Raw genomic sequence first — 20603 nt, 5'->3', positions numbered from 1 at the left:
TCGGGGGTTCAATTCCCCTCGTCCGCCCCACTTATTACTCACTGACAATTGCAAGTGTTGGGGGTTAGCCAAGCGGTAAGGCAACGGACTTTGACTCCGTCATGCATAGGTTCAAATCCTATACCCCCAGTATGATATGCGGAAGTGGCTCAGCGGTAGAGCATCGCCTTGCCAAGGCGAGGGTCGCGGGTTCGATTCCCGTCTTCCGCTCCATTATAACAAGGCGCCATAGCCAAGTGGTAAGGCAGAGCTCTGCAAAAGCTTTACCCCCAGTTCGAGTCTGGGTGGCGCCTCCACCATTCTTTGCCGGAGTGGCGGAATCGGCAGACGCACAGGACTTAAAATCCTGCGGTAGGTGACTACCGTACCAGTTCAAGTCTGGTCTTCGGCACCAAAAGTGCTAAACAAATGTGTGCCCTTAGCTCAGCTGGATAGAGCGTTTGACTACGAATCAAAAGGTCAGGAGTTCGAATCTCTTAGGGCACGCCATACACAAGCCGGTGTGGCGGAATGGCAGACGCGACGGACTCAAAATCCGTTTCTCGCAAGGGAGTGGGGGTTCAAGTCCCTTCACCGGCATACTAAAAGCCTGGTTCCAGATTTACTGGAGTCAGGCTTTTTCCTTTTCATATGGGTGGGATCTTATTTAAAGAAGCTTTAATTTTAATTAAAAGACAGAGGGCTTTTGTACAGTGAAGTACAATAGCTCCCTGTCTTTTCTACTTTTTAAAATGAAGATGACCTATGATGGTTGGAATTGGCGTCCTCCCTATAGGACGGTTGGCCAGCAGTTTTTCTTTTTAGGAATGGAGTTGGCCTAAGAAGGCCGTAATGGCTTTGTTAACTTCATCGGGATGTTCCCGGACGGTAAGATGGGCAGAGTCTTTAATTTCGGTGTAGGCCGCATTCGGGATGGAATCGGCCATTTTCTTCATGACAGTCGGAGTGGTAATTGAATCCTTCTCGCCACCAATCACAAGAGTAGGTACTTGTATGGTGGACAGAAGCTCCGTAGAGTCTTTTCTAAACGCCATGGCTAGAGAGGCGTGGACAAGTCCCAGTGGGTTCATCCCTTCGATCTGATCCTGTAGTTCACGGGCCAATCCTGAATTTTCCCCATCGGATAAAAGTTTGGGGATCATAGCAGTTGATGCTGCCTGGGAACCCTGTTCCAGGAGTGAGGCGGCCATTTTCATCCGGTTGATTTGTCCTTCCAGAGGGTCGGCATCAGGGCGTGTATTTGCCAGAATGAGTCCATTGAAACGATGTGGTGCTTTGCGCAGGAGATTAAATGCTACATAGCCGCCCATGGAGAAGCCGGCGAGAACCGCCTTTTCCACTTGGAGTTGATCCAGAAGCAGCAGAAGCTCATCTGCCATGTGATCCAGCGTAATCAGGTCCTTGTGAGGCTCTGATTGGCCAAAGCCTCTAAGGTCAGGCGCAATGACCCGGTAGTTCGATTGCAGAGCCTCAATTTGTTCGTGCCACATCCGGTGATCCAGAGGGAAACCGTGAAGAAGTAGGACGGCCGGGCCGCTTCCCTGCTCTTCATAAAAAGTTTTCAAGCCGTGGATTGTTGTAAACATAACGCATCTCTCCTTATTTTTATCGAATTCTTTTGTATGTATGACCTAATGCGGTTAAACGAGAGTCGGAAGGGTTAAGCAGCCGCTCTAAATGTTCATACTCCTTAAATCCAAAAAAGTTTGGTTTAGCCCCAACATCATAGTGCCACCCTATTCTTATGTGCCTATTCGCAATGAGCATCAACCTATTTCCAAAAGCCTAAAGATTATGCCGGACATTCTCCCCTAGGTCGTACAGTATTCAAGAAGCTGAACCACGAAGGTAAAAGAAGGAGAAATGACTGGAATGCAGATAGGACACGTTTTACCATTTCCAACAGTCGAGGTTTAAGAGCAAGAAACGGCATTTCTTCGACAACAGAAATTTAAGATTGCTTATCGGATGTATGATCCCATAGAGTCAAAAGGATGTCTTAATGCTAGCTTGTACTTTAATGGCCCTTTTACTCATCCTTTAAGTTAAGGAAACGTGTTAAGAGAGCTTGGTGAACTTGTATCCGCTGCGCAGAGCTGTGTGATAGTGCCCGAGTTTGTAATTCATTCAGAGCCTTCAGAGCAGAGAAACGAGCCAAACAATATTAAGATGCTTGGTTAACAGTGTTTTAAAAAAAGACTCATCAGAGTCTTTAAGCGTAAATGGTATACTTTTGTAGGTAATTAGTGCAAAAAAGGTTAACACGTCTCCCGGGAAAGTAGTTATATATTACAAGGATGGCAGCAATGAGGCCGGTGATTGTCATATCCCCAAATTATTTCCCCGGAAATTTTTGGCATATTACCGTATAATTTAAGAAAAGCACGCGAATAATGCAAAATCGGCCATCTAAAACATTACCCGGATCCGGAACGATTGAAACCCCCTCGACAAGATATTTATAATATATTTTCTCATATTCACATTTGGAATACATACATATTGAGTTTTGTCAGCGAGTGGAGACGTAAATACCGTATTAACCAATCGCAGACGGGAAAAGGATGAAGGGAAAGAATGAAGGCTTGGACATGAACCTGTGATCCGCTTCCTTTAACGTTTGGGGCCCTGTTTGTGGAAATTTGGGAAGGGGTAATAAAAAGGATAGCGAATAATGCTGTTAGAAGATTCGAGTATATACATGTGTGTTTATAGGAGGAGGATTACTCATGAAACTGCTTACTTTTCTAGGTGAACATGGACCGAGACTGGGCATCAGGCTTGAACAAGGTGTCTTGGACGTAGCCGAGGCGTTAAAAAATATGAAGAACTACGAGGAAGGCAGTGTGCCTACTCACATGGAAGAGGTGATTAAGGGAGGACCGGAGGCTATTCAGTCTCTGCAAAAGCTTATCGATGATCTTCCGGAAACTTCCGTAAACGAGCCTTATCTCCTGGAGGAGTCTCCCTTGGTGTTTGCACCTTGTGTTACAGAGCCGGGTAAGATCATTTGTGTCGGTTTAAACTATCAGAAGCACGCGGAGGAAACAAAATCTCCGATCCCGGAGCATCCCGTGCTGTTCAATAAATTCAATAACGCTCTAACCGGGCATAAATGCGATGTACCCCTGCCTAATGTAACCTCTGAGCTGGATTACGAGGCCGAGCTCGTTATCGTGATAGGGCAAAAAGCGAAAGATGTGCCGAAGGAAGAGGCTGCCCAATACATTTTCGGCTACACCTGCGGAAACGATTTGTCCGCGAGAGATTTACAGAGAAGAACCAATCAATGGCTGCTGGGTAAATCTTGCGATGGTTTTCTTCCGTTAGGACCCTATCTCGTCACGGGAGATGAGGTCGGCAACCCGAACGATTTAAAAATTCGTTCTCTGGTCAATGGAGAGCAGCGCCAAAACTCGACGACTGCGGATATGATTTTCAAGGTGGAGGAGCTTGTCAGTTACATTTCCCGTCATATGACGCTATTGCCCGGTGATATTATTCTTACCGGTACGCCTGAAGGAGTAACCATCGGTTATCCGCGGGAGCAGCGTGTCTATCTTAAGGATGGGGATCAGCTCAGTGTCGAAATTGAGAAAATCGGCACTTTGTCTAATAAAGTAGTGGCCGAAACGAAAGTCGAAGAGGGCAAACCGGTAGGCCGTACCTTGGGTGTCTAAACACTTGTCATGAATCATGGAGAATTTGTTAAGAAAATTTAATGAAATTAAACGGTGCAATCTGGCCAAACCAATAAAGATGTAAAAGGAGCTTTTCATTCATTTGAAAAGCTTCTTTTTTTATTTCTAAAAAACCTTGGAAAATAAAGATTTATGCCACATTTTTACTTACTTCGGACGGCTTTTTCCTTTTTAGGGGGCAGCATTACATTTTCCTAAAACTTCTTTAACAATTTATTGCTATCCTTTAGTTACCGGAACGTTGGTCACAACGAATACGACAAATGAACGGGGATGATGTGTATGGCGAAAAAATCTTGGTCGACACAGGAGATGGAAAGACTCTGTATGCTTTCCAAAGAATGCCCTCCATCGGTAATTGCCAAGGAACTTGCCCGCCCGGTTACCTCCGTACGGAAGAAGCTGCGTGAGATCGGCGTCACGTATGTAAAGGGAGACGAGTGGAAGCGGAAACAGGTTCAAATGCTAATCTCTGACGAAGCACGCGGAGAACTTCCACGCAGAAACAAGCAGGAATTGACCGAGGAAGCCCAAGTGTTGAATGAATTTTGGACAACACTTTTGTCGATGGCCAGCGTGGCCAAGAAAAAGGGAAAAAGAGTGGACGTTTTGTCCTTTATAGATACGTACCGTAAAATCAAGCTGGGCGGCTAAATAAATATCTCTTGCGGAACCTTTCGAGGTTTTGCGGGAGATTTTTTTATGGGCGGAAGACTTCCTCCGTCCTTTTTTGGTATAGTGGATAAAAAAGTGGGGAAGGAGTGTTCCTGTGACACCTAAAATCGTATCCATAAACGTAGGCAAGCCGAAGCAAATCGTCTATCAGGGAAAAGAAGTTGTAACCGGTATATACAAAGAGCCGGTACATCGGCCCCTGTATTTGTCGAAGACACAGCTCGAGGGAGACGGACAGGCGGATCTGAAAGTTCACGGAGGGCCCGACAAGGCGCTTTGCGTATACAGTGCGGACTATTATGACTACTGGCAGAAGGAGCTCGAACAACCGCTTTCTTTTGGAGCCTTCGGAGAAAACATCACGGTAAGCGGTCTTAAAGAAGAAACGGTATGTATCGGAGATATTTATCAGCTTGGGGAAGCGCTGGTACAGGTTTCACAGCCGAGACGTCCCTGCTTTAAACTCAGCGTACGCTATTCGGATGTAAAATTGCCCGCGAAGCTGCAGGATACCGGGTACACCGGCTTCTACTTCCGCGTGCTGAAAGAAGGTATAATTCCCGAGAATCCCGTTTTTAGACTAGTAACTAGACATACTCAAGGCTTGACGGTTGAGTTTGTAAATAGATGCAAATATCATGAGAAGGACAATATGTCCGGCATCCGGATGATATTGGCGAACGAAGCGCTTGCCGAAAGCTGGAGAGGTTCTTTTGAGAAAAAGCTTGCGGAAGCGGGAGAGCTGCCGGAGCCTATGCAAAGCGGCGGGGTGAAGAAATGACATCTTCCGGTCTGCTTAAAGATAAATTTAATCGTATTCACGATTATTTGCGTATTTCGGTTACGGACCGCTGCAATTTGCGCTGCGTCTACTGCATGCCGGAGGAAGGGATGACTTTCGAACCGGATGAACGTCTGCTGAGGTATGACGAGATTACGGAAGTTGTCCGGGTATTATCGGAGCTCGGCGTACGCAAACTGAGGATTACGGGCGGAGAACCGCTTGTCCGGAAAGATTTGCATGTGCTGATCCGGCAGCTGTCCGCTTTACCGGGTATCGAAGATATCGCTTTGACGACGAATGCCGTTTTTTTCGCCCAGCAGGCGGAGCGCTTAAGGGAAGCCGGACTTACACGGATTAATATCAGTCTCGATTCTCTTCGTGAGGACCGCTTCAAGCTTATTACAAGGGGCGGAGACGTCGGCCGTGTGCTGGCGGGAATCGAGGCTGCCCAGCGGGTCGGGCTATATCCCGTAAAGCTGAATGTCGTGTTAATGAAGGGACTGAACGACGACGAAATCGACGACTTCCTGCAAATGACGATCGATAAGGACATTCAGGTGCGTTTTATCGAATATATGCCAATCGGTCATCAGGATGATGCCTGGAAGCTCCGGTATGTTCCTCTTTCGTCCGTGCTGGTCAGATGTTCCGAACGCGGATGGAAAGTGGAGGAGATACAGTCCGTAAAAGGGAACGGTCCCTCTCAAAATTACCGGATTGCGGGAGGTAAAGGCTCTTTCGGCCTTATCCATCCGGTGAGCGACCATTTCTGCGCTTCCTGCAACCGGCTGCGGCTGACGGCTGATGGCAATATCAAGCCCTGCTTATATTGGTCCCACGAGTTTAACGTAAGGCCGCTCATCGGGGACGACCGTGCGGTCAGGGAGTTGTTTTATAAAGCACTGGATGTAAAGCCCGAAAGCCATGAGATGGCGAAAGCGCTCGAAGGAGACGAGCCGTCCCACCTGCCGACCGTAAGACGCATGTCTCAAATCGGCGGTTAGGCAGGCGCGATGCGCATACGTTATTTTATGCCTAGAAGGAGGTTATTCCATGAGTGAAATCAGAAGACTGCGCCGGGAAGAACTCCGGGACAGCCTGGATTTGTCGATGTATGCTTTTCAATACGAGCTGCCGGAGGAAGAGCTTGTCGAAAGACTCGCCACTATGAACCCCGAGGAAACCTGGGGATATTTTATCGACGGGAAACTGGCCTCGAAATTGACCCTGTTAGATTTTACAACGTGGATAAATGGACAAAAGCTGAAAATGGGCGGGATCGCCGGCGTTGCAAGCTGGCCGGAAAATCGCAGACAGGGTATGGTGGGACAGCTGCTGTCGAAAGCGCTGGAAGTGATGAAAGAGAACGGACAGACCCTTTCGTATCTCCATCCGTTTTCATTCGGGTTTTACCGCAAGTACGGCTGGGAGCTGAGCATGAGCTATAAAAAAATCGAGCTTCAAACCTCGCAGCTTCCGAAGCTTGGCAATGCGGGAGGGCGGGTCATACGGACAGCTCCCAGCGCGGCCGCGCTCAATCCGATCTACGATGCGTATGCGGCCCGATTCAACGGACCCATTACGCGTTCCGAGAAGTGGTGGGAAACCCGTCTTCTCAAAAAGAAAGGACATATGGCGGTGTATCTGGATGCGGCCGGGGAGCCCAGAGGGTATGTGCATTATTGGATTGAGAACCATGAGTGCAAAATTCATCAGCTCGTTTATCTCGATCAGGACGCAAAGCGCGGGCTGTGGAAGTTTATCGGCGATCACGATTCCATGTTCGACAAGCTAACCATGCAGGCCCCTCCGGACGAGGATTTGGCCTTTGAGCTGAACGATCCCCGGATTAAGCAGGAGCTGGTTTCGTATTTTTCGGCCCGGATCGTCGATGTGGAGGGCTTCCTGGGCCAGCTGCAGCTGCGGCATACGGGACTGCCGCAGGAGACGTCTCTCCGCCTGCACGTAACGGACGGGCAGGCGCCGTGGAACCACGGCACGTTCGAGCTTAGGCTGAACGCGCCGGAAGGCTCTGCGGTCGTCGTGAAGACCGCGGATGAACCGGCCGGCGGCAGCGGAGCCGCTGCGGACGGATTGGCGTGCGATATCCGCACGCTGTCCGTCCTGCTGCTTGGCGCCAAGAGCGCCGGGGAGCTTCACCGGATCGGCCGTCTGGAAGGCGACGAACGATCCGTAGAGCTGCTTGCGGCGGCTCTGCCGCGCCGCACCTGTTACTTGCCGGACTTTTTCTAGTCCGGCAGAAGGAAAAGCCGTACAGCCCGGATATTGCGGGGCTGTACGGCTTTTTGGCGCAGGGCGGCTCGCCCTGCAAGAGTCATTCGACAAGCCGCAAGTTGATGCGGGATTGTCGAAAGGCACGCGCGGCATGGCCTGGGGCGCTTGCTGAGCACATTCAACGGCTCGTGACTCGCCCTGCAAGAGTCATTCGACAAGCCGCAAGTTGACCGCGGATTGTCGGAAGGCACGCGCAGCATGGCTTGGAGCGCTCACTGAGCACATTCAGCGATACGCGGCTCGCCCTGCAACAGGCCATTCAACAAACTGTCAGTTGGAGAAGGATTGTCGCAAGAGCCGCCGGTTGCCTAAGAACGCTCAATAAGCAGATGAATGTCCCGGGTTAGTTCGGCTTCGTCCGTTGAGCGGGCTTCATACCTTTGCTGGAGCGTGTGAAGCAATTGCCGGAGACGTTCGATATTATCGGACACCGCATCCTTGAGATCGGAGATGCGGCCCTGGACAATCCAGTCGAAAATAAAACCGTCCATAAAATAGTCGGCAAACCCCAGAAACCCGTTGTAATCCAGGTTCATCTCGGCGGTGCCCCCGACATCCTCCAGCTCTCGTCTGAAGCGGCCCATCAGTCCCTGAGCGTACTCGATCTGTTCCATTGCTTCATTGGCTTTGCTGCGTTTGAGATGGGTGGCAATCACGCCTCCGCCGAACATGTCGTAGGTCCCCCAGCTTTTGGCCGATCTCAGCAGACTTTCCGCTTCTTCGAGAGATTCGACGAGCTCGTATCCAGCCTGGAGCGCTTCATCAAGTTCTTTGACCTCGGAGAGAGCCTGCCTTTTGGCTTCGTAAAGGGCATTCAGCTGCCGGCGAAAATCTTCGCTTCTGCCGCGCAGCCATTGTTCTTTTTCCTGAAGGAGAGCGGCGGCTTCTTCCTCCCAGCCGAGCAGGGAAGACCGGCGCTGCTCAAGATCCGCAGCCGCCCGCGTTAATTCTTCCTCCGCCAGTCTTGTTTCCTCCGCACGGATGCGGGCCTGAATCGCTTCGGCTTCTTCTTTTTCCAGCTTCTCTTCTTTTCTTCCCAGAACGGTATAAAACAAATTGATAAGAGATGCTTTCTCCAAACGCTCGACATCCCTTGTCTCATTCAGCAAAGCTTTCTCGGCTGCCGCCCGCTGCTCCCGGGACTGCTTCAGCCGTGCTTGAGCTTTTTCCAGCTGTTTATTAACCGTCCCCAGCAGGCTTTCTTTATTCAAAACTTCGTCGTACCGGTATTTCCAGTCCTCCCGCATACGTATCCCGCCCTCCCTAATGAGCCGATTAACTTCTTCACTTACAATACGTCTGGGGGGAATTAGGGTTGCATTTCGGGTATTCGGCAACATGAACGCTTAGCGGAAAGCGGAAGTACCCATTTTAGCCGGAGGCGGGGACGGGTTTCAAATAACGCAGAAGACGTTCTTTTTCAAGAAAGGGTTTAACCTGGACAGAGGTTTTAAAGAGAAAAGGTTTGCCTGCCGTGGAGAAAACGAGGAGCAGAGGCTCGTTTAACCGCGAGGGATCGAGAAACAGGAACAATTCATTAGAGCTTCCCTGCATCCAGCGGTTATTAACGGCAAGTGGGGGATCGAGCGGAAGTTTCAGGACGACTCCCTGCACGTTGTCGATTTTGGTCTGAACGGCAATGTCTTTAATACTGGCCAGCCAGCGGGAAGCTTCGGTGCGGATTTCATCGGTAACGATAAGGGTTTCCACAACCTTTTGTTTGTCTACATCGTAAAGCTGTGCGCGAACTTCCCGGGAAAAGCCTCCGGAAGAAGGAGGAACGGCGTGCGATGGTGTCGTCTGCAGTCCGGTTGTCCAAGTGCCGCCGGGCAAAACGATGCTTGAGGCTCCGGTACCGGCCGCGGCGGAAACGGAAGTTCCGTTTCCGGCAGCTTGCACGGATAAGGCGGATACAGGCACGAACCCGGCTGCGGCTGTGCATGATAGGGCGATAAGAGCAATGCGCGCTCCGACGTTTCTTTTAGTCATGGAAGTATCTCCTTGTGCCGTTGTTTGGTTGGACTTATTTTCTTATAAAGGCTCGTGAATTATTCCTTGCCGGAAGCGGTAAAAACGCCCTCCCCCGACCTTGGTCCAGGGGTTTAGACCGCCAATAGGCGGTGTCGGGTGCGGCCCGGATTCGCTACAATAAAAGCATCATTTCTTATCTTGGAGAGGATAGGCGATTGTGATATGCTATGTAAGGATTCGCGGCTCTAAATGACGGTATGGACCGGTAAGAGCCAGGCGATACAATGGACGGATTCATTTTCCGGCAGACTGCAGCCCGCAAAGGAGGTGCCCCATGGAACAACAAATGAAAAATAACCGCCACCGGAACACGGCTATGCTGTTGATCGCAATGGGGATTTTCCTCATCCTGGAACGGTGGGTCGGTATATTTGTGGTGATTGCCCTGCTGCTGATGTTTTTCGGCTTTTATAAAATCCGGTATGAGAATGAGAAGAAAGGCATCGCCTTTATGGGCGTCGGAGCCGTCATTCTGCTGGGCAACAATTTCTCCCTGGTGCTGGCGGTTATCTTGATTTCGCTCGGGATTTTCTATATCAAGTCCAAGAAGGTGCAGCCCGGAGACGATTTTATCCAGAAGCAAACCCTGATCGACAGCATCCGTCCCGGCAAAGAGCCCTGGGTGCTTAAAGACAGCAGCATCTGGTTCATTATCGGTGAAGCTCACTTGGACCTGTCGTATGCGATATTGGAGAAAAAAGAAACGACGCTCGTTCTGCAGGGGGTTATCGGGGATGTGCGGCTCATAGTGCCCGAAGAAATAGGGGTATCCATCGAAGCCTCGGTTACGATCGGACAAATCAGTTCACCTCTGGAAAAAGAATCCGGAGTTATTAATAAACTCAATTGGATATCTCCTAATTACGAATCGAGAGAACATCAGGTGAAACTAATCGTCTCTTATATCGTAGGGGATATAGACGTTCGCATGCTTTAGAACGAAGCCGTCTGCTGACAAGAAAGGGGAATGGTGCCGTGGACAGCTACAAAAAAAGACTGACCAATATGATTTGGCGAAGCATGGCGGAATCCATTGTTCTTTGTCTGGCGGTGCTTACTTTTATTGTCTATATGCTGTATACCGCTAAATTTATAACACCCCCTGAGACGTGGGCGCAAGGGATCAAAATCGGTGCCATGCTCGTCGGCGGCTCGATCATTCTGGGGGCCGCTTACGGGTATTGGAGCAGCAACCGGACGACGCGCCGGCTGGAGCTGCTGATGGAAACGATGCAGATGCTGGAGATCGGCAGCATCTCCCGCTCGACCCTGCCCCCACTGGGTGAGGATGAGATCGGGCGATTGGGCGAACAGCTCGGCCGCATCCTGAAAAAGTGGGAGGAGCAGGTAGCTTCTCTCCAGCGTCTGTCGAACAATAACGCGCAGCTTGCGGAGAAGGCCCGGGTATCGGCCATCATTGAGGAGCGGCAGCGTCTGGCAAGAGAACTGCATGATGCGGTCAGCCAGCAGCTGTTCGCGATCTCGATGACGGCCACTGCGGCTCTCCGCACGCTGGACAAGGATTTCGGGAAAGCCCAGCGGCAGATTCACCTCATTGAGGAAATGTCCTCCGTGGCCCAATCCGAAATGAGGGCGCTGCTGCTTCACCTGCGTCCGGTTCACCTGGAAGGCAAACAGCTTTCCGAAGGGCTGATCCGGCTGCTTCAGGAATTGAAAGCGAAAGTTCCCATGGACATTATATGGGAATTGGACGATGAAATTGCACTGTCCAAAGGAATCGAGGACCATCTGTTCCGGATTGTCCAGGAAGCCATGTCGAATGCTCTGCGGCATTCCAAAGCGACCAGACTGGAGCTGCGCATGCAGCAGAAAGCGGGCTGGGTACGCCTGCTTATCCGCGATAACGGGGTAGGTTTCGACCTTGACGAGGAAAAACAGACATCTTACGGTTTATCTACGATGCGCGAACGGGTGAACGAGGTCGGAGGATCTCTTCAGCTGGTTACGGCTCCGGGAAGCGGAACCCGTATCGAGATCCGGGTACCGATAATGACGGAAGGAGAGGAAGCATAGTGGATATGGTTAAAGTGCTGCTGGTCGACGATCACGAAATGGTCCGGATCGGACTGGCGGCCGTTCTCGGTACGGAAGAGGGAATCGAGGTAGTCGGCGAAGCCAGCAACGGGGAGGACGGAATCCGGCTGGCACAGGAATACAAACCGGACGTCGTGCTGATGGACCTGGTCATGGAGGGCATGGACGGCATAGAGACGACGCGGAAGCTGCTTCAGCTTTATCCGGACTGCAAGGTTATCGTGTTGACGAGCTTTCTCGATGACGAGAAGATGTATCCGGTTCTGGAAGCGGGGGCGTTCAGCTATCTGCTCAAAACTTCCCGCGCCACGGAAATCGCCCAGGCTATCCGGGCTGCTGCGAAAGGACAATCCATTCTGGAGTCGCAAGTAGCTTCGAAGCTGATGAACCGTTTCCGGCAGCCGAAACCCGCGGCCGCTCCTCATGAAGACTTGACGGAACGCGAAATGGAAGTGCTCCGGCTTATAGCCTCGGGCAAGTCCAACCAGGAAGTCGCCGATGATTTATTCATCGGAATTAAAACCGTTAAATTCCATGTAACGAATGTCTTGGCCAAGCTGGGCGTCGAAGACCGCACCCAAGCGGCCATTTATGCGTTTAAGCATGGATTGGCGGAATAAAGCGCAACCTAAAAGCCCGTACCGCGGCATGGCGGTACGGGCTTCCCTTATATAGCGGCGGACTCCGGCTCAGTCTGCTTCCTGACGAACGGGCGATAGGCCTGGAGCGCTCTGTTCAGCTGCATCTGATGCATAGCTCCGCCGGCCTGAAAAAGCGGTTCCTCCGCTTCTTCCGTGTGCTCCGAAGGGTCAGGACGGTTATATTCTTTGGGACGCTTCCACTCGTTCGCTTCCCCCAGCCTGCGAAGCATAGCCGGCATGCCGGATTGCTGCCGGGTTTCTTTACCGGCAGCGGCGTCCCGCTGGTCGGCGGGAAGTGTGCCGGCAGGACTCTGCTCCGCCGGGGCTGCCTTGCCGCTTCGTTCCTGCCGCGTATAAAGCATTTCGGGAAAGGGCCCGCGCGGGCTTACGGGGCCAAGCCCGTTCATACGGCGGATGGCCTGAATCCGAAATAAACTGGAATGACTGCGGTACGTCTCGTTCACGTACTGGGGTGTAACTATATACATAACCGTCCGCCACCTTTCAGGAACATGCTTTTCAAAATTCCTTCTTTTTTCGATTTCCATATAGTTACAAACATATTACCACGTTTTTAACGTTTTGAAAGCATCAAGTTGGACAAGTTTATAAATTTTATTTATCGCTGCTTGCCTGAGCTTTGGCGGACGATCTCCCATTCCGATAATAGGAAAGGTCAGGCAGCGGGTTTGACGCTTTCCGTCCGGCGACTTACAATGAAGGCATATCAGATAGGGTATACAAAGGGGATTTGACATTGAACGGGTCAACGATATTGGTCATCATCGGCTTTCTTGTCCTATGCGTAGTTTTTATGTGGGGCATGTCTAAAAAGTATAAGAAATAAAACGGTAAAACTTGGAGGATAAATACCTGTTTACGGAGCAAAGCCTGCCATTTCGCATACGATGCAGTATCTGCAAACCATGTGGAGGCGATGTTTCTTGATCCGCAAACGAATTCCGGCCAAGGATGACAGGATACTGGTGCGTCTGACTGAAAAGGAGCTTTTGCCTTACACAAGAATGACTGTGCCGGAGGCGGACGTTAACCTTTCGGAAATGAAGAAGAGATTCAAGCTGGGAGAAACCTTCGTGGCCGACGAAGGGGCTTCCGCTGCCGGTTTTGTGAGCGTTCAGGTATCGGATGACAGCCTGTTTGTCGATATGCTGGCGGTCGATTCGCGTTTTCAGGGCCGGGGGCTGGGGACGTCACTAATGGAGCAGGCCGAAAAATACGGCCGCAAAATGAAATGCCGGACTTCCCGGCTATATGTAGATTCTGTGAATGAGAAGGCCATTTCCTTCTATCTGGCGAAAGGATATACCGTTAAAAGTTATGTGCCTCAGCTTCGTCTTCATTTAATGGAAAAAGAACTATAAAAGATTTCCCCCGAAGCGTTAAAAGAAAAAACCGGGAATGTGTCCATTCCTGGTTTTTGGGGATAGTAAGGTAACGCCCGCTTTCTATTGGAGTACGATGAGGGCGGCGACAAAATTCCGGTCGAGCACGATAGGGGAGTATCCCGCTGAATGGGTGATAACGGTCTGGCTTTCCCGGGCAGCCGGGGGCGCCGATTTTTTGCGGCCGGTCTTGGCCACTTTTAATTTTTTGTCTGTTTTTGCCGAAGGACTTTTTACACCCGGTTCTTCGTTTAAGATGAGATTTCCTTGATCAAGCCGGCTGAGTATACCGAAAATTTCCGCGCCGTCTCTTAAGTAAACGAGAACGGGACGGCCGATATGGGGCCGGATCTGCTCACTGCTTGCAGGATCGATTCGCTGCACCGTGCTGCACCTCCATGGGGAGAATTCTGATAACAGCCTATGGCGCAGAGGCGGCAATGGATTGGACAGATGCCCGGTTTGTGAAAAAAAGTTGAATCCCTTTTGCAATTTCGGTATGCTTATTCTAATCTAAAACCACAGAGAAAGAATGATGCGACGATGAATGGTGCAGTTTTTCTGATTTTCGGAGCTACAGGAGATTTGGCCAAGAGAAAATTGTTTCCCGCCTTTTACAGCCTGTACCGTGAAGGCAAGCTGAATGAACATTTCGCCGTAATCGGACTTGCGCGCCGTTCCAGGACGAACGAGCAGTTCCGCGAAGATTTGCGTGATTCCATTAACGAATTCGCCCGTCATCATGTGCAGGACGACGAGGACTGGGCTAAATTTGCGGAACATTTCGAATATTTGCCGCTCGACATTAACAATGTGGACGGGTTCCGCCAATTGAACACGCTGACCCAGCAGCTTGACGTTAAGTTCCAGACTAACGGCAACCGGTTGTTCTATCTGGCGCTTGCGCCGGAGCTGTTCGGCAACGTGTCTTACAATCTCCGCGAAGGCGGCCTGCTTGAAACCACCGGCTGGCACCGTCTCGTAATCGAGAAGCCGTTCGGCTACGATCTGGAGTCCGCAGGCAAGCTGAACCAGCAGCTCCGTCAAGTTTTCGAGGAGAAAGATATTTACCGCATTGACCATTACCTGGGTAAAGAAATGGTTCAGAACATTGAAGTGGTGCGTTTTGCGAACGCGTTTTTCGAACCGCTGTGGAATAACAAGTACATAGCCAATATCCAGATCACGCTGGGCGAAACCGTCGGCGTCGAAGACAGAGGCGGTTATTACGACCATTCGGGAGCTCTGCGCGATATGGCGCAGAACCATATGCTCCAGATGCTTGCGATGATGGCTATGGAGCCGCCGAGCCGTCTTCACCCGGAAGATATCCGGGACGAGAAGGTGAAGGTGCTGCGTTCCCTGCGTTCTTTCGAGTCCGCCGAAGAGGTCAGTGTGAATGTCGTACGCGGCCAGTATACAGCCGGGAAGCTGAACGGCAAGGAAATGCCGGCATACCGAAGCGAAGAGAGCGTCAATCCCGAATCGAACACGGAAACGTATTTGGCGGCGCGTGTTTTTGTGGACAACTTCCGCTGGGCGGGCGTTCCGTTCTACATCCGTACCGGCAAACGTCTGCCCGTGAAATCCACGGAGGTTGTGGTGGAGTTCAAGAACGTGCCGGACAACGTTTACCTGGCTAACAAGCATGACTTGCAGCCGAATCTGCTTGTATTCCGCGTGAACCCGATGGAAGGCATTTATCTGCAGATGAATGCCAAGAAGCCGGGCGCCGAAGGCGTCATTATCCCGATCGCGATGGATTTCTGCCAGAGCTGTCAGGTCGGGCTGAACACGCCGGAAGCGTACGAGCGCCTTATCTTCGACGCTATGCGCGGTGATTCCACCTACTTCACCCGCTGGGACGAAGTGGCGCATGCATGGCAGTTCGTGGATGCCATCGCCCAGGCATGGAAAGAAAACGGCGGAGACCTGGCCCATTATCCGGCAGGCTCCTGGGGACCGGATGCAGCCAACGAACTGCTCGCCGCGGACGGATTTAAATGGTGGCCGGTTAACGGCCAGCATGAAGGCGAAGTCATCTGGGCGAGCCAGTCTTAACCGGACGTTCCGGTTGCATGTTGCATAATCAAGAGGTTGACGGAAGCACCCTGCGGCTTAGGCTGACGGGTGCTTCTTTTGCTGGCCGCTTAGTCCAATGAGAAAAAAGGGTGGGTCCGTATAAGGGAACACCGGGAGGTAAGCCATGTACCGCATTCTGATTGTCGAGGACGATGATAAAATCGCCCACATTTTGAAAGATACATTAACCAAATATGAATATGAGGTTTTCCGCGCGGTGCGGTTTCAAGATATTAAGGGAGAGGCCGCCGAGCTGGAGCCGGATCTGATTTTGCTGGATATCAATCTTCCCCGCTACGACGGGTTCTACTGGTGCCGTCAAATCCGCACGTTCTCCAATGTGCCGATTATTTTCCTGTCGGCGCGGACGGGGGAGATGGACCAGGTGATGGCGATCGAAAACGGAGGCGACGACTATTTGACGAAGCCGTTTAATCTGGACGTCGTGCTGGCCAAAGTCAAAGGCGCACTCCGCCGCGCGTACGGGGAATACGCCCAGGCGCAGCCGTCCAGAGACGAATGGGAGCTAAACGGGCTGAAGCTCGATCGGTTGAAAAACAGCCTGGAATTCGGCGGAAAACGGATGGAATTGACGAAAAACGAGCTGCTGCTGTTCGACTGCCTGGCCCAGAAGGCGGGAAGCATTACGGCCAGGGAGGAGCTGCTGGAGGCCCTTTGGGACGACGTCCATTTCGTCGATGACAACACACTGACGGTGAACGTCACCCGGGTTAGGCGGAAGCTGGAAGAAATCGGCCTGCCGGGGATTATCGAAACGGTCCGGGGCCAGGGCTACCGTCTTCAGACGGAATGGGGGAACACCGGCGATGCATGACAAAGCCTGGACGTGGAAAAAATTTTTGTTCGACCGGCTTTTGTACACGGCAGCCTTCTTTTTCGCTATCCTGCTCATTCTGGTCCTTTTGTGGCTGGACCGCATGGAGGCGGGGCTGCCCGTTAAACCGGGCAATCTGCTGTACTTGTCCCTGCTCGCCGGAGCCGTGTGGGCGGCCGTACTGATTTATGATTATGTCCGGCAGGTGGGGTATGCAAACGCGCTGAACAAGCGGCTCGGCGAATCCGACCAAAGCTCGCTGGACAGTGCGGTGTTTCTGCCGTCCCGGACCAGCGAACAACATGCGGTCAACGAGCTGCTGCAGAAGCAGCACCGGGCTTATTTGTCCAGGCTGTCTTCTTACCGCTCGGCTCAGGAGCAGCATCTGCATTTTACGAACCAATGGGTTCACCAGCTCAAAACGCCGGTGTCCGTCATCGACCTGCTTATCCAGCAGTCGGCAGGGGAGCCGAGACTACCTGAAGCGCCGGAACGGATGAAAGAGCTTCTCTCTAGCATCCAGGAGGAGAACGAGAAAATCGCCTCGGGTCTTCAGATGATGCTCTACACGGCAAGGCTCGAAAAATTCGAGCTGGATGTCCATCCGCGGCGGATCGAGCTTACGGCCGTAGCCCGGCGGGTCGTGAACGAATACAAGAAAGCCTGCATTCGCGCTTCCATTTTTCCGAAAATCGAGTCTGAAGCCTCCGGCGTCTATGTGGAAACGGACGAGAAATGGCTTTCGTTCGTCCTTCACCAGCTTATCGGCAACGCCATTAAATACTCCCGCAAGGAGGGAGGCAACAAGCTGCTCCTTATCCGGATCGAAGAGCAGTCTTACGGAAGCCGGCTCACGGTTCAGGACAGCGGCATCGGGATCGCTCCTGAAGACCTGCCGCGGGTTTTTGACGCTTTTTTCACGGGAGAGAACGGAAGGGGCGTCGTCACGGAGTCGACGGGGATGGGGCTGTATCTCGTCAAGCAGGTGATGTCCCGGCTGGGACACCGGGTTGCCATCGAATCCGAGCCCGGCCACGGGACGGCGGTCAGCCTGATGTTCCAGAGCCAGGGCCTCCACCGGGTAGGAGAGCGGGAGCGGGACGGGGCAGGCGGAGAACAGCCCGAGTGACGAAAATGTAAGGTTAACCTGCCGCATTGAAAGGCAAATCAATAGGTAGCTTCTCTTCAGAGGTCTATACTAGGGACATAGACATGATCAATGGAGGGATACCGGATGGCGGTTTTGAAAGCCGAGCAGGTAACGAAAATATATGGTACGAAGAGCAATCTGACTTACAAAGCACTGGAGAACATCGGCCTTGAAATCGGCGAAGGGGAATTCGTCGGCGTCATGGGGCCTTCGGGAAGCGGCAAAACGACGCTCCTTAACATACTGGCCACGATCGACAAGCCGACGAGCGGCCATATCGAAATCAACGGGACCGATCCCGCGGCATTGTCGGGGAAGCAGCTGGCGTTGTTCCGGCGTCGTGAGCTGGGATTTATTTTCCAGGATTTCAATCTTCTCGACACCTTGTCGATCCGGGAAAATATTATTCTCCCGCTTGCCCTGGACAAAAAGCCGGTAGCGGAAATCGAAAGCCGGCTCAAGCCGTGTGCCGAGCTTCTCGGAATTACGGCGATCCTGGACAAACGGACGTACGAAGTGTCCGGCGGACAGAAGCAGAGGGCGGCTATCGCCCGGGCCATCATCCACAGGCCGTCCATTCTGCTTGCGGACGAACTGACGGGCAACCTGGATTCCAAAGCCGCCAAGGATGTGATGGAATCATTGAAAGAGCTGAACGAGCAGCTCGGCGCCACCATCATGATGGTTACGCACGATCCCTTCGCGGCGAGCTACTGCAAGCGGATCGTGTTCATCAAGGACGGGAAGCTCTTCTCCGAGCTGAGACGGGGGGCGAACCGGCAGGCCTTTTTCCAGCAGATTCTCGATTCGTTAAGCGTGCTTGGGGGGAATTTCGATGAATTTTCGACAGCTCGCCCTTAAAAATATCCGAGGCAATTGGCACCAGTACGGCGCTTTTTTCTGGAGCAGCGTGTTCTCCGTTACGATTTTTTATATTTATTCCGCTTTTATTCTGCATCCGGACGTCATAAACGGTTCGGTGCCGGCCGCATCTAAGATCCGGGAAGTGATGATCGCCTGCGATTATATCATTATCATTTTTTCATTCTTTTTTATCCTGTACTCGATGTCGGCCTTTTTCAAATCACGAAAGAAAGAATTCGGCCTGCTGACGCTGTTCGGCATGACCAAAGGACAAATCCGCCGGATGGTGCTGCTGGAAAATGTCATCATTTCCATTCTGGCCGTTGCCGCGGGCATCGGAATCGGATCGCTGTTCAGCAAGCTGTTTTTTATGGGGCTGGCCCGGCTTCTTGAGGTCGATTCCCCGATCCGGTTCGTCATACCGCTTAAAGCGGTTCTGCTGACGGTTATCGGGTTTGTGCTGTTGTTTCTGACCATTACCCTGCTTACGCTTTACCAAGTAGGGCGTTCGGAAATCATTGACCTGCTCCGGGCTTCCAAGCAGCCGAAAAAAATGCCGGTTTTCTCGGTATGGCTCGTTCTGCTTTCGGCCGTCTGTCTGACCGCAGGCTATACGCTGGCTTATCAGATTACGACGATGAATTTTATTCTTTATTTCCTGCCGGTCGTCTTTCTTACGGTGCTGGGAACGTACTTTCTGTTCACCCAGGGCAGCGTGTTTATTCTCCGGAGACTTCAGCGCCGGACTTCGCTTTATTACAATCAGACGAATCTGATTACGATATCGCAGCTGACGTTCAAGCTGAAAGACAATGCGCGGATGCTGTTTATGGTTTCTATCCTGTCCGCCGTCATCTTGTCCGCATCCGGTACGGTGTACGTGATTCTTAAAGATACCCGTAACCAGCTCATGGAGCATTATCCCCAATCCATCGCCTTTGCGGAAAAAGGGCTGAACAGCCACCGCGTAGTAGATCCGGATGTGGTAAAAAGCACCCTGAAACAGAACGGGGGCGAGCTGGATTACGAAGTGCGGATGGCCGGCATTCCGGTCCGGGTTCCCGTCGAACTGGGAGGCAAAGTCCGTGAGCAGCAGCTGTTCATCGTATCGGAGGATGACTACAACGCCCAGGCCAAACGGCTGAACAAGCCGGAGCTGCGGGTGGAGCGGGGGCATGCCTCGTACATTTATCCGTATAAAGAGCAGCAGCGCAAGTCTTTCACCCCCGGACAAGACCTGGTAGCGAAATTAAAAACGGGAACAAGAACGTTTACGCTGGACGAACAAATTAACGGGTCCGTTGTTCCCACCCAGTTCGATATCTCGACTTTGCTTGTGACGGACGCGGCGGAGTACAAGGAAATGATGGACTCTACCGCGGATGAGGACAAAAGCGTCTTGTACGGCTACGAGATCAAAAATTGGGAGGAAGCCTCTCCGACCGTTCATCAGATTGAAAATATGGTTCCCGAGCAGGAGAAGAAAAATTTCGGGACCCGTGTCAATCAGTACCTGGAAACGAAGCAGTTGATGTCGCTGATGCTGTTTATCGGAATTTTTGTCAGCTTCCTTTTCTTTATCGCTTCGGGCAGCATGATCTATTTCAAACTGTTTACCGAGATTGAAGAAGATCAGGCCCAATTCCGGGCTCTTACCCGGATAGGGATTACGGACCAGGAGATCAGGCGGACGGTATCCATGCAGGTCGGGATGATTTTCTTTATCCCTCTTTTAGTCGGACTTGTCCATACGGTCTTTGCGATGAAGGCGCTCGGCAATATGCTCATCTCGAACATATGGTCTTACGCTGCGGTGGTGTTCGTCATTTTTGCTCTGATGCAGACGCTCTATTTCCTGGCTGCGAGACGTTCTTACATGAAAAGGATTTTAGCGCACTCGGTTCGCTGATTTAAGATGATTTAAGCTGTAGTTTAAAAAGGCTTTTCTTTCCCGCTGCATGTCGGCGGGCCGGAAAAGCCTTTTTACTTTTAAGCGTGCAAATTATTTTATATGTAAAATATTATGTATATTGATGATAAAAGTGAAGAAAGGATGTATAACTAAATTGTAAATGTATGGAATTTTA

19 protein-coding genes and 6 tRNA genes are annotated in these 20603 nt (G+C 51.6%); 20 read left to right on the top strand and 5 right to left on the bottom strand.

Features of this window, described 5'->3' with window-relative positions; genetic code table 11:
- Positions 1-58: 58 nt before the first annotated feature.
- The 6 genes from C4S74_RS14325 to C4S74_RS14300 all read left to right on the top strand — a co-directional run bounded on the left by C4S74_RS14325 (position 59) and on the right by C4S74_RS14300 (position 579).
- Positions 59-130, top strand: a tRNA-Gln gene (locus tag C4S74_RS14325).
- An 8-nt stretch (positions 131-138) separates the two neighbouring features.
- Positions 139-213, top strand: a tRNA-Gly gene (locus C4S74_RS14320).
- A gap of 9 nt (positions 214-222) precedes the next feature.
- Positions 223-296 (top strand) — tRNA-Cys (locus C4S74_RS14315).
- A 9-nt stretch (positions 297-305) separates the two neighbouring features.
- A tRNA-Leu gene (locus C4S74_RS14310) sits at positions 306-394 on the top strand.
- An 18-nt stretch (positions 395-412) separates the two neighbouring features.
- Positions 413-489 (top strand) — tRNA-Arg (locus C4S74_RS14305).
- 7 nt (positions 490-496) lie between these two features.
- Positions 497-579, top strand: a tRNA-Leu gene (locus tag C4S74_RS14300).
- A gap of 221 nt (positions 580-800) precedes the next feature.
- On the opposite strand, the gene C4S74_RS14295 is transcribed toward C4S74_RS14300, so the two are convergent.
- Complete coding sequence (locus tag C4S74_RS14295) at positions 801-1586, bottom strand: alpha/beta fold hydrolase (protein WP_103995969.1); 786 nt, start codon at positions 1584-1586, stop codon at positions 801-803.
- A gap of 1143 nt (positions 1587-2729) precedes the next feature.
- Here C4S74_RS14295 and C4S74_RS14290 point away from each other — a divergent pair.
- From C4S74_RS14290 to eis, 5 genes are all read left to right on the top strand, one after another.
- Positions 2730-3680: a fumarylacetoacetate hydrolase family protein gene (locus tag C4S74_RS14290; RefSeq protein WP_103995968.1), complete on the top strand. Its 951-nt coding sequence runs from the start codon at positions 2730-2732 to the stop codon at positions 3678-3680.
- Positions 3681-3983: 303 nt separating this feature from the next.
- Positions 3984-4355: a hypothetical protein gene (locus C4S74_RS14285; RefSeq protein ID WP_016423567.1), complete on the top strand. Its 372-nt coding sequence runs from the start codon at positions 3984-3986 to the stop codon at positions 4353-4355.
- Positions 4356-4470: 115 nt separating this feature from the next.
- Positions 4471-5157: an MOSC domain-containing protein gene (locus tag C4S74_RS14280; RefSeq protein ID WP_103995967.1), complete on the top strand. Its 687-nt coding sequence runs from the start codon at positions 4471-4473 to the stop codon at positions 5155-5157.
- Positions 5154-6164, top strand: coding sequence for a GTP 3',8-cyclase MoaA (gene moaA, locus C4S74_RS14275; RefSeq protein ID WP_103995966.1), 1011 nt, complete (start codon positions 5154-5156; stop codon positions 6162-6164). The genes C4S74_RS14280 and moaA overlap by 4 nt, the downstream gene beginning before the upstream one ends.
- Positions 6165-6213: 49 nt before the next feature.
- The gene (eis, locus tag C4S74_RS14270; RefSeq protein ID WP_103995965.1) at positions 6214-7413 is read left to right on the top strand and encodes an enhanced intracellular survival protein Eis; all 1200 of its coding nucleotides are present in this window, start codon (positions 6214-6216) and stop codon (positions 7411-7413) included.
- A 350-nt stretch (positions 7414-7763) separates the two neighbouring features.
- Here eis and C4S74_RS14265 read toward each other — a convergent pair whose 3' ends face one another.
- Together C4S74_RS14265 and C4S74_RS14260 are read right to left on the bottom strand one after the other, a co-directional pair.
- Positions 7764-8702: a hypothetical protein gene (locus C4S74_RS14265; protein WP_103995964.1), complete on the bottom strand. Its 939-nt coding sequence runs from the start codon at positions 8700-8702 to the stop codon at positions 7764-7766.
- Between the two features lie 124 nt (positions 8703-8826).
- Entirely contained in the window at positions 8827-9444 is a 618-nt protein-coding gene (locus tag C4S74_RS14260) for a hypothetical protein (protein WP_103995963.1), read from the bottom strand.
- Positions 9445-9760: 316 nt separating this feature from the next.
- On the opposite strand from C4S74_RS14260, the gene liaF reads away from it, so the two are divergent.
- From liaF to C4S74_RS14245, 3 genes are read left to right on the top strand one after another with little or no spacing between them, the layout of a single operon-like run.
- Complete coding sequence (gene liaF / locus C4S74_RS14255; protein WP_103995962.1) at positions 9761-10423, top strand: cell wall-active antibiotics response protein LiaF; 663 nt, start codon at positions 9761-9763, stop codon at positions 10421-10423.
- A 38-nt stretch (positions 10424-10461) separates the two neighbouring features.
- Positions 10462-11520, top strand: coding sequence for a sensor histidine kinase (locus C4S74_RS14250; protein WP_103995961.1), 1059 nt, complete (start codon positions 10462-10464; stop codon positions 11518-11520).
- A gap of 5 nt (positions 11521-11525) precedes the next feature.
- Complete coding sequence (locus C4S74_RS14245; protein ID WP_103995985.1) at positions 11526-12161, top strand: response regulator transcription factor; 636 nt, start codon at positions 11526-11528, stop codon at positions 12159-12161.
- A gap of 47 nt (positions 12162-12208) precedes the next feature.
- On the opposite strand, the gene C4S74_RS14240 is transcribed toward C4S74_RS14245, so the two are convergent.
- Positions 12209-12670, bottom strand: coding sequence for a hypothetical protein (locus tag C4S74_RS14240; RefSeq protein WP_103995960.1), 462 nt, complete (start codon positions 12668-12670; stop codon positions 12209-12211).
- Positions 12671-13126: 456 nt separating this feature from the next.
- On the opposite strand from C4S74_RS14240, the gene C4S74_RS14235 reads away from it, so the two are divergent.
- Positions 13127-13564, top strand: coding sequence for an N-acetyltransferase (locus C4S74_RS14235; protein WP_103995959.1), 438 nt, complete (start codon positions 13127-13129; stop codon positions 13562-13564).
- Positions 13565-13648: 84 nt separating this feature from the next.
- Here C4S74_RS14235 and C4S74_RS14230 read toward each other — a convergent pair whose 3' ends face one another.
- Entirely contained in the window at positions 13649-13969 is a 321-nt protein-coding gene (locus tag C4S74_RS14230; protein WP_103995958.1) for a hypothetical protein, read from the bottom strand.
- Between the two features lie 159 nt (positions 13970-14128).
- Here C4S74_RS14230 and zwf point away from each other — a divergent pair, with 159 nt between their 5' ends.
- The 5 genes from zwf to C4S74_RS14205 all read left to right on the top strand — a co-directional run bounded on the left by zwf (position 14129) and on the right by C4S74_RS14205 (position 20425).
- Positions 14129-15646, top strand: coding sequence for a glucose-6-phosphate dehydrogenase (zwf, locus tag C4S74_RS14225; protein WP_103995957.1), 1518 nt, complete (start codon positions 14129-14131; stop codon positions 15644-15646).
- 145 nt (positions 15647-15791) lie between these two features.
- A complete protein-coding gene (locus C4S74_RS14220) occupies positions 15792-16502 on the top strand; it encodes a response regulator transcription factor (RefSeq protein ID WP_103995956.1) in 711 nt (236 codons plus the stop codon).
- Entirely contained in the window at positions 16495-17631 is a 1137-nt protein-coding gene (locus C4S74_RS14215) for a HAMP domain-containing sensor histidine kinase (protein ID WP_103995955.1), read from the top strand. The genes C4S74_RS14220 and C4S74_RS14215 overlap by 8 nt, the downstream gene beginning before the upstream one ends.
- 105 nt (positions 17632-17736) lie before the next feature.
- Positions 17737-18513: an ABC transporter ATP-binding protein gene (locus C4S74_RS14210; RefSeq protein WP_009673076.1), complete on the top strand. Its 777-nt coding sequence runs from the start codon at positions 17737-17739 to the stop codon at positions 18511-18513.
- The gene (locus tag C4S74_RS14205; RefSeq protein ID WP_103995954.1) at positions 18488-20425 is read left to right on the top strand and encodes an ABC transporter permease; all 1938 of its coding nucleotides are present in this window, start codon (positions 18488-18490) and stop codon (positions 20423-20425) included. The genes C4S74_RS14210 and C4S74_RS14205 overlap by 26 nt, the downstream gene beginning before the upstream one ends.
- The last annotated feature ends 178 nt before the right edge of the window (positions 20426-20603 follow it).

The sequence above is a fragment of the Paenibacillus sp. UNC499MF genome, assembly GCF_900107975.1.
Taxonomy (GTDB): domain Bacteria; phylum Bacillota; class Bacilli; order Paenibacillales; family NBRC-103111; genus Paenibacillus_F.
Note: the sequence above shows the minus strand (reverse complement) of the source record. Positions and strands in the feature narration are given on the sequence as shown.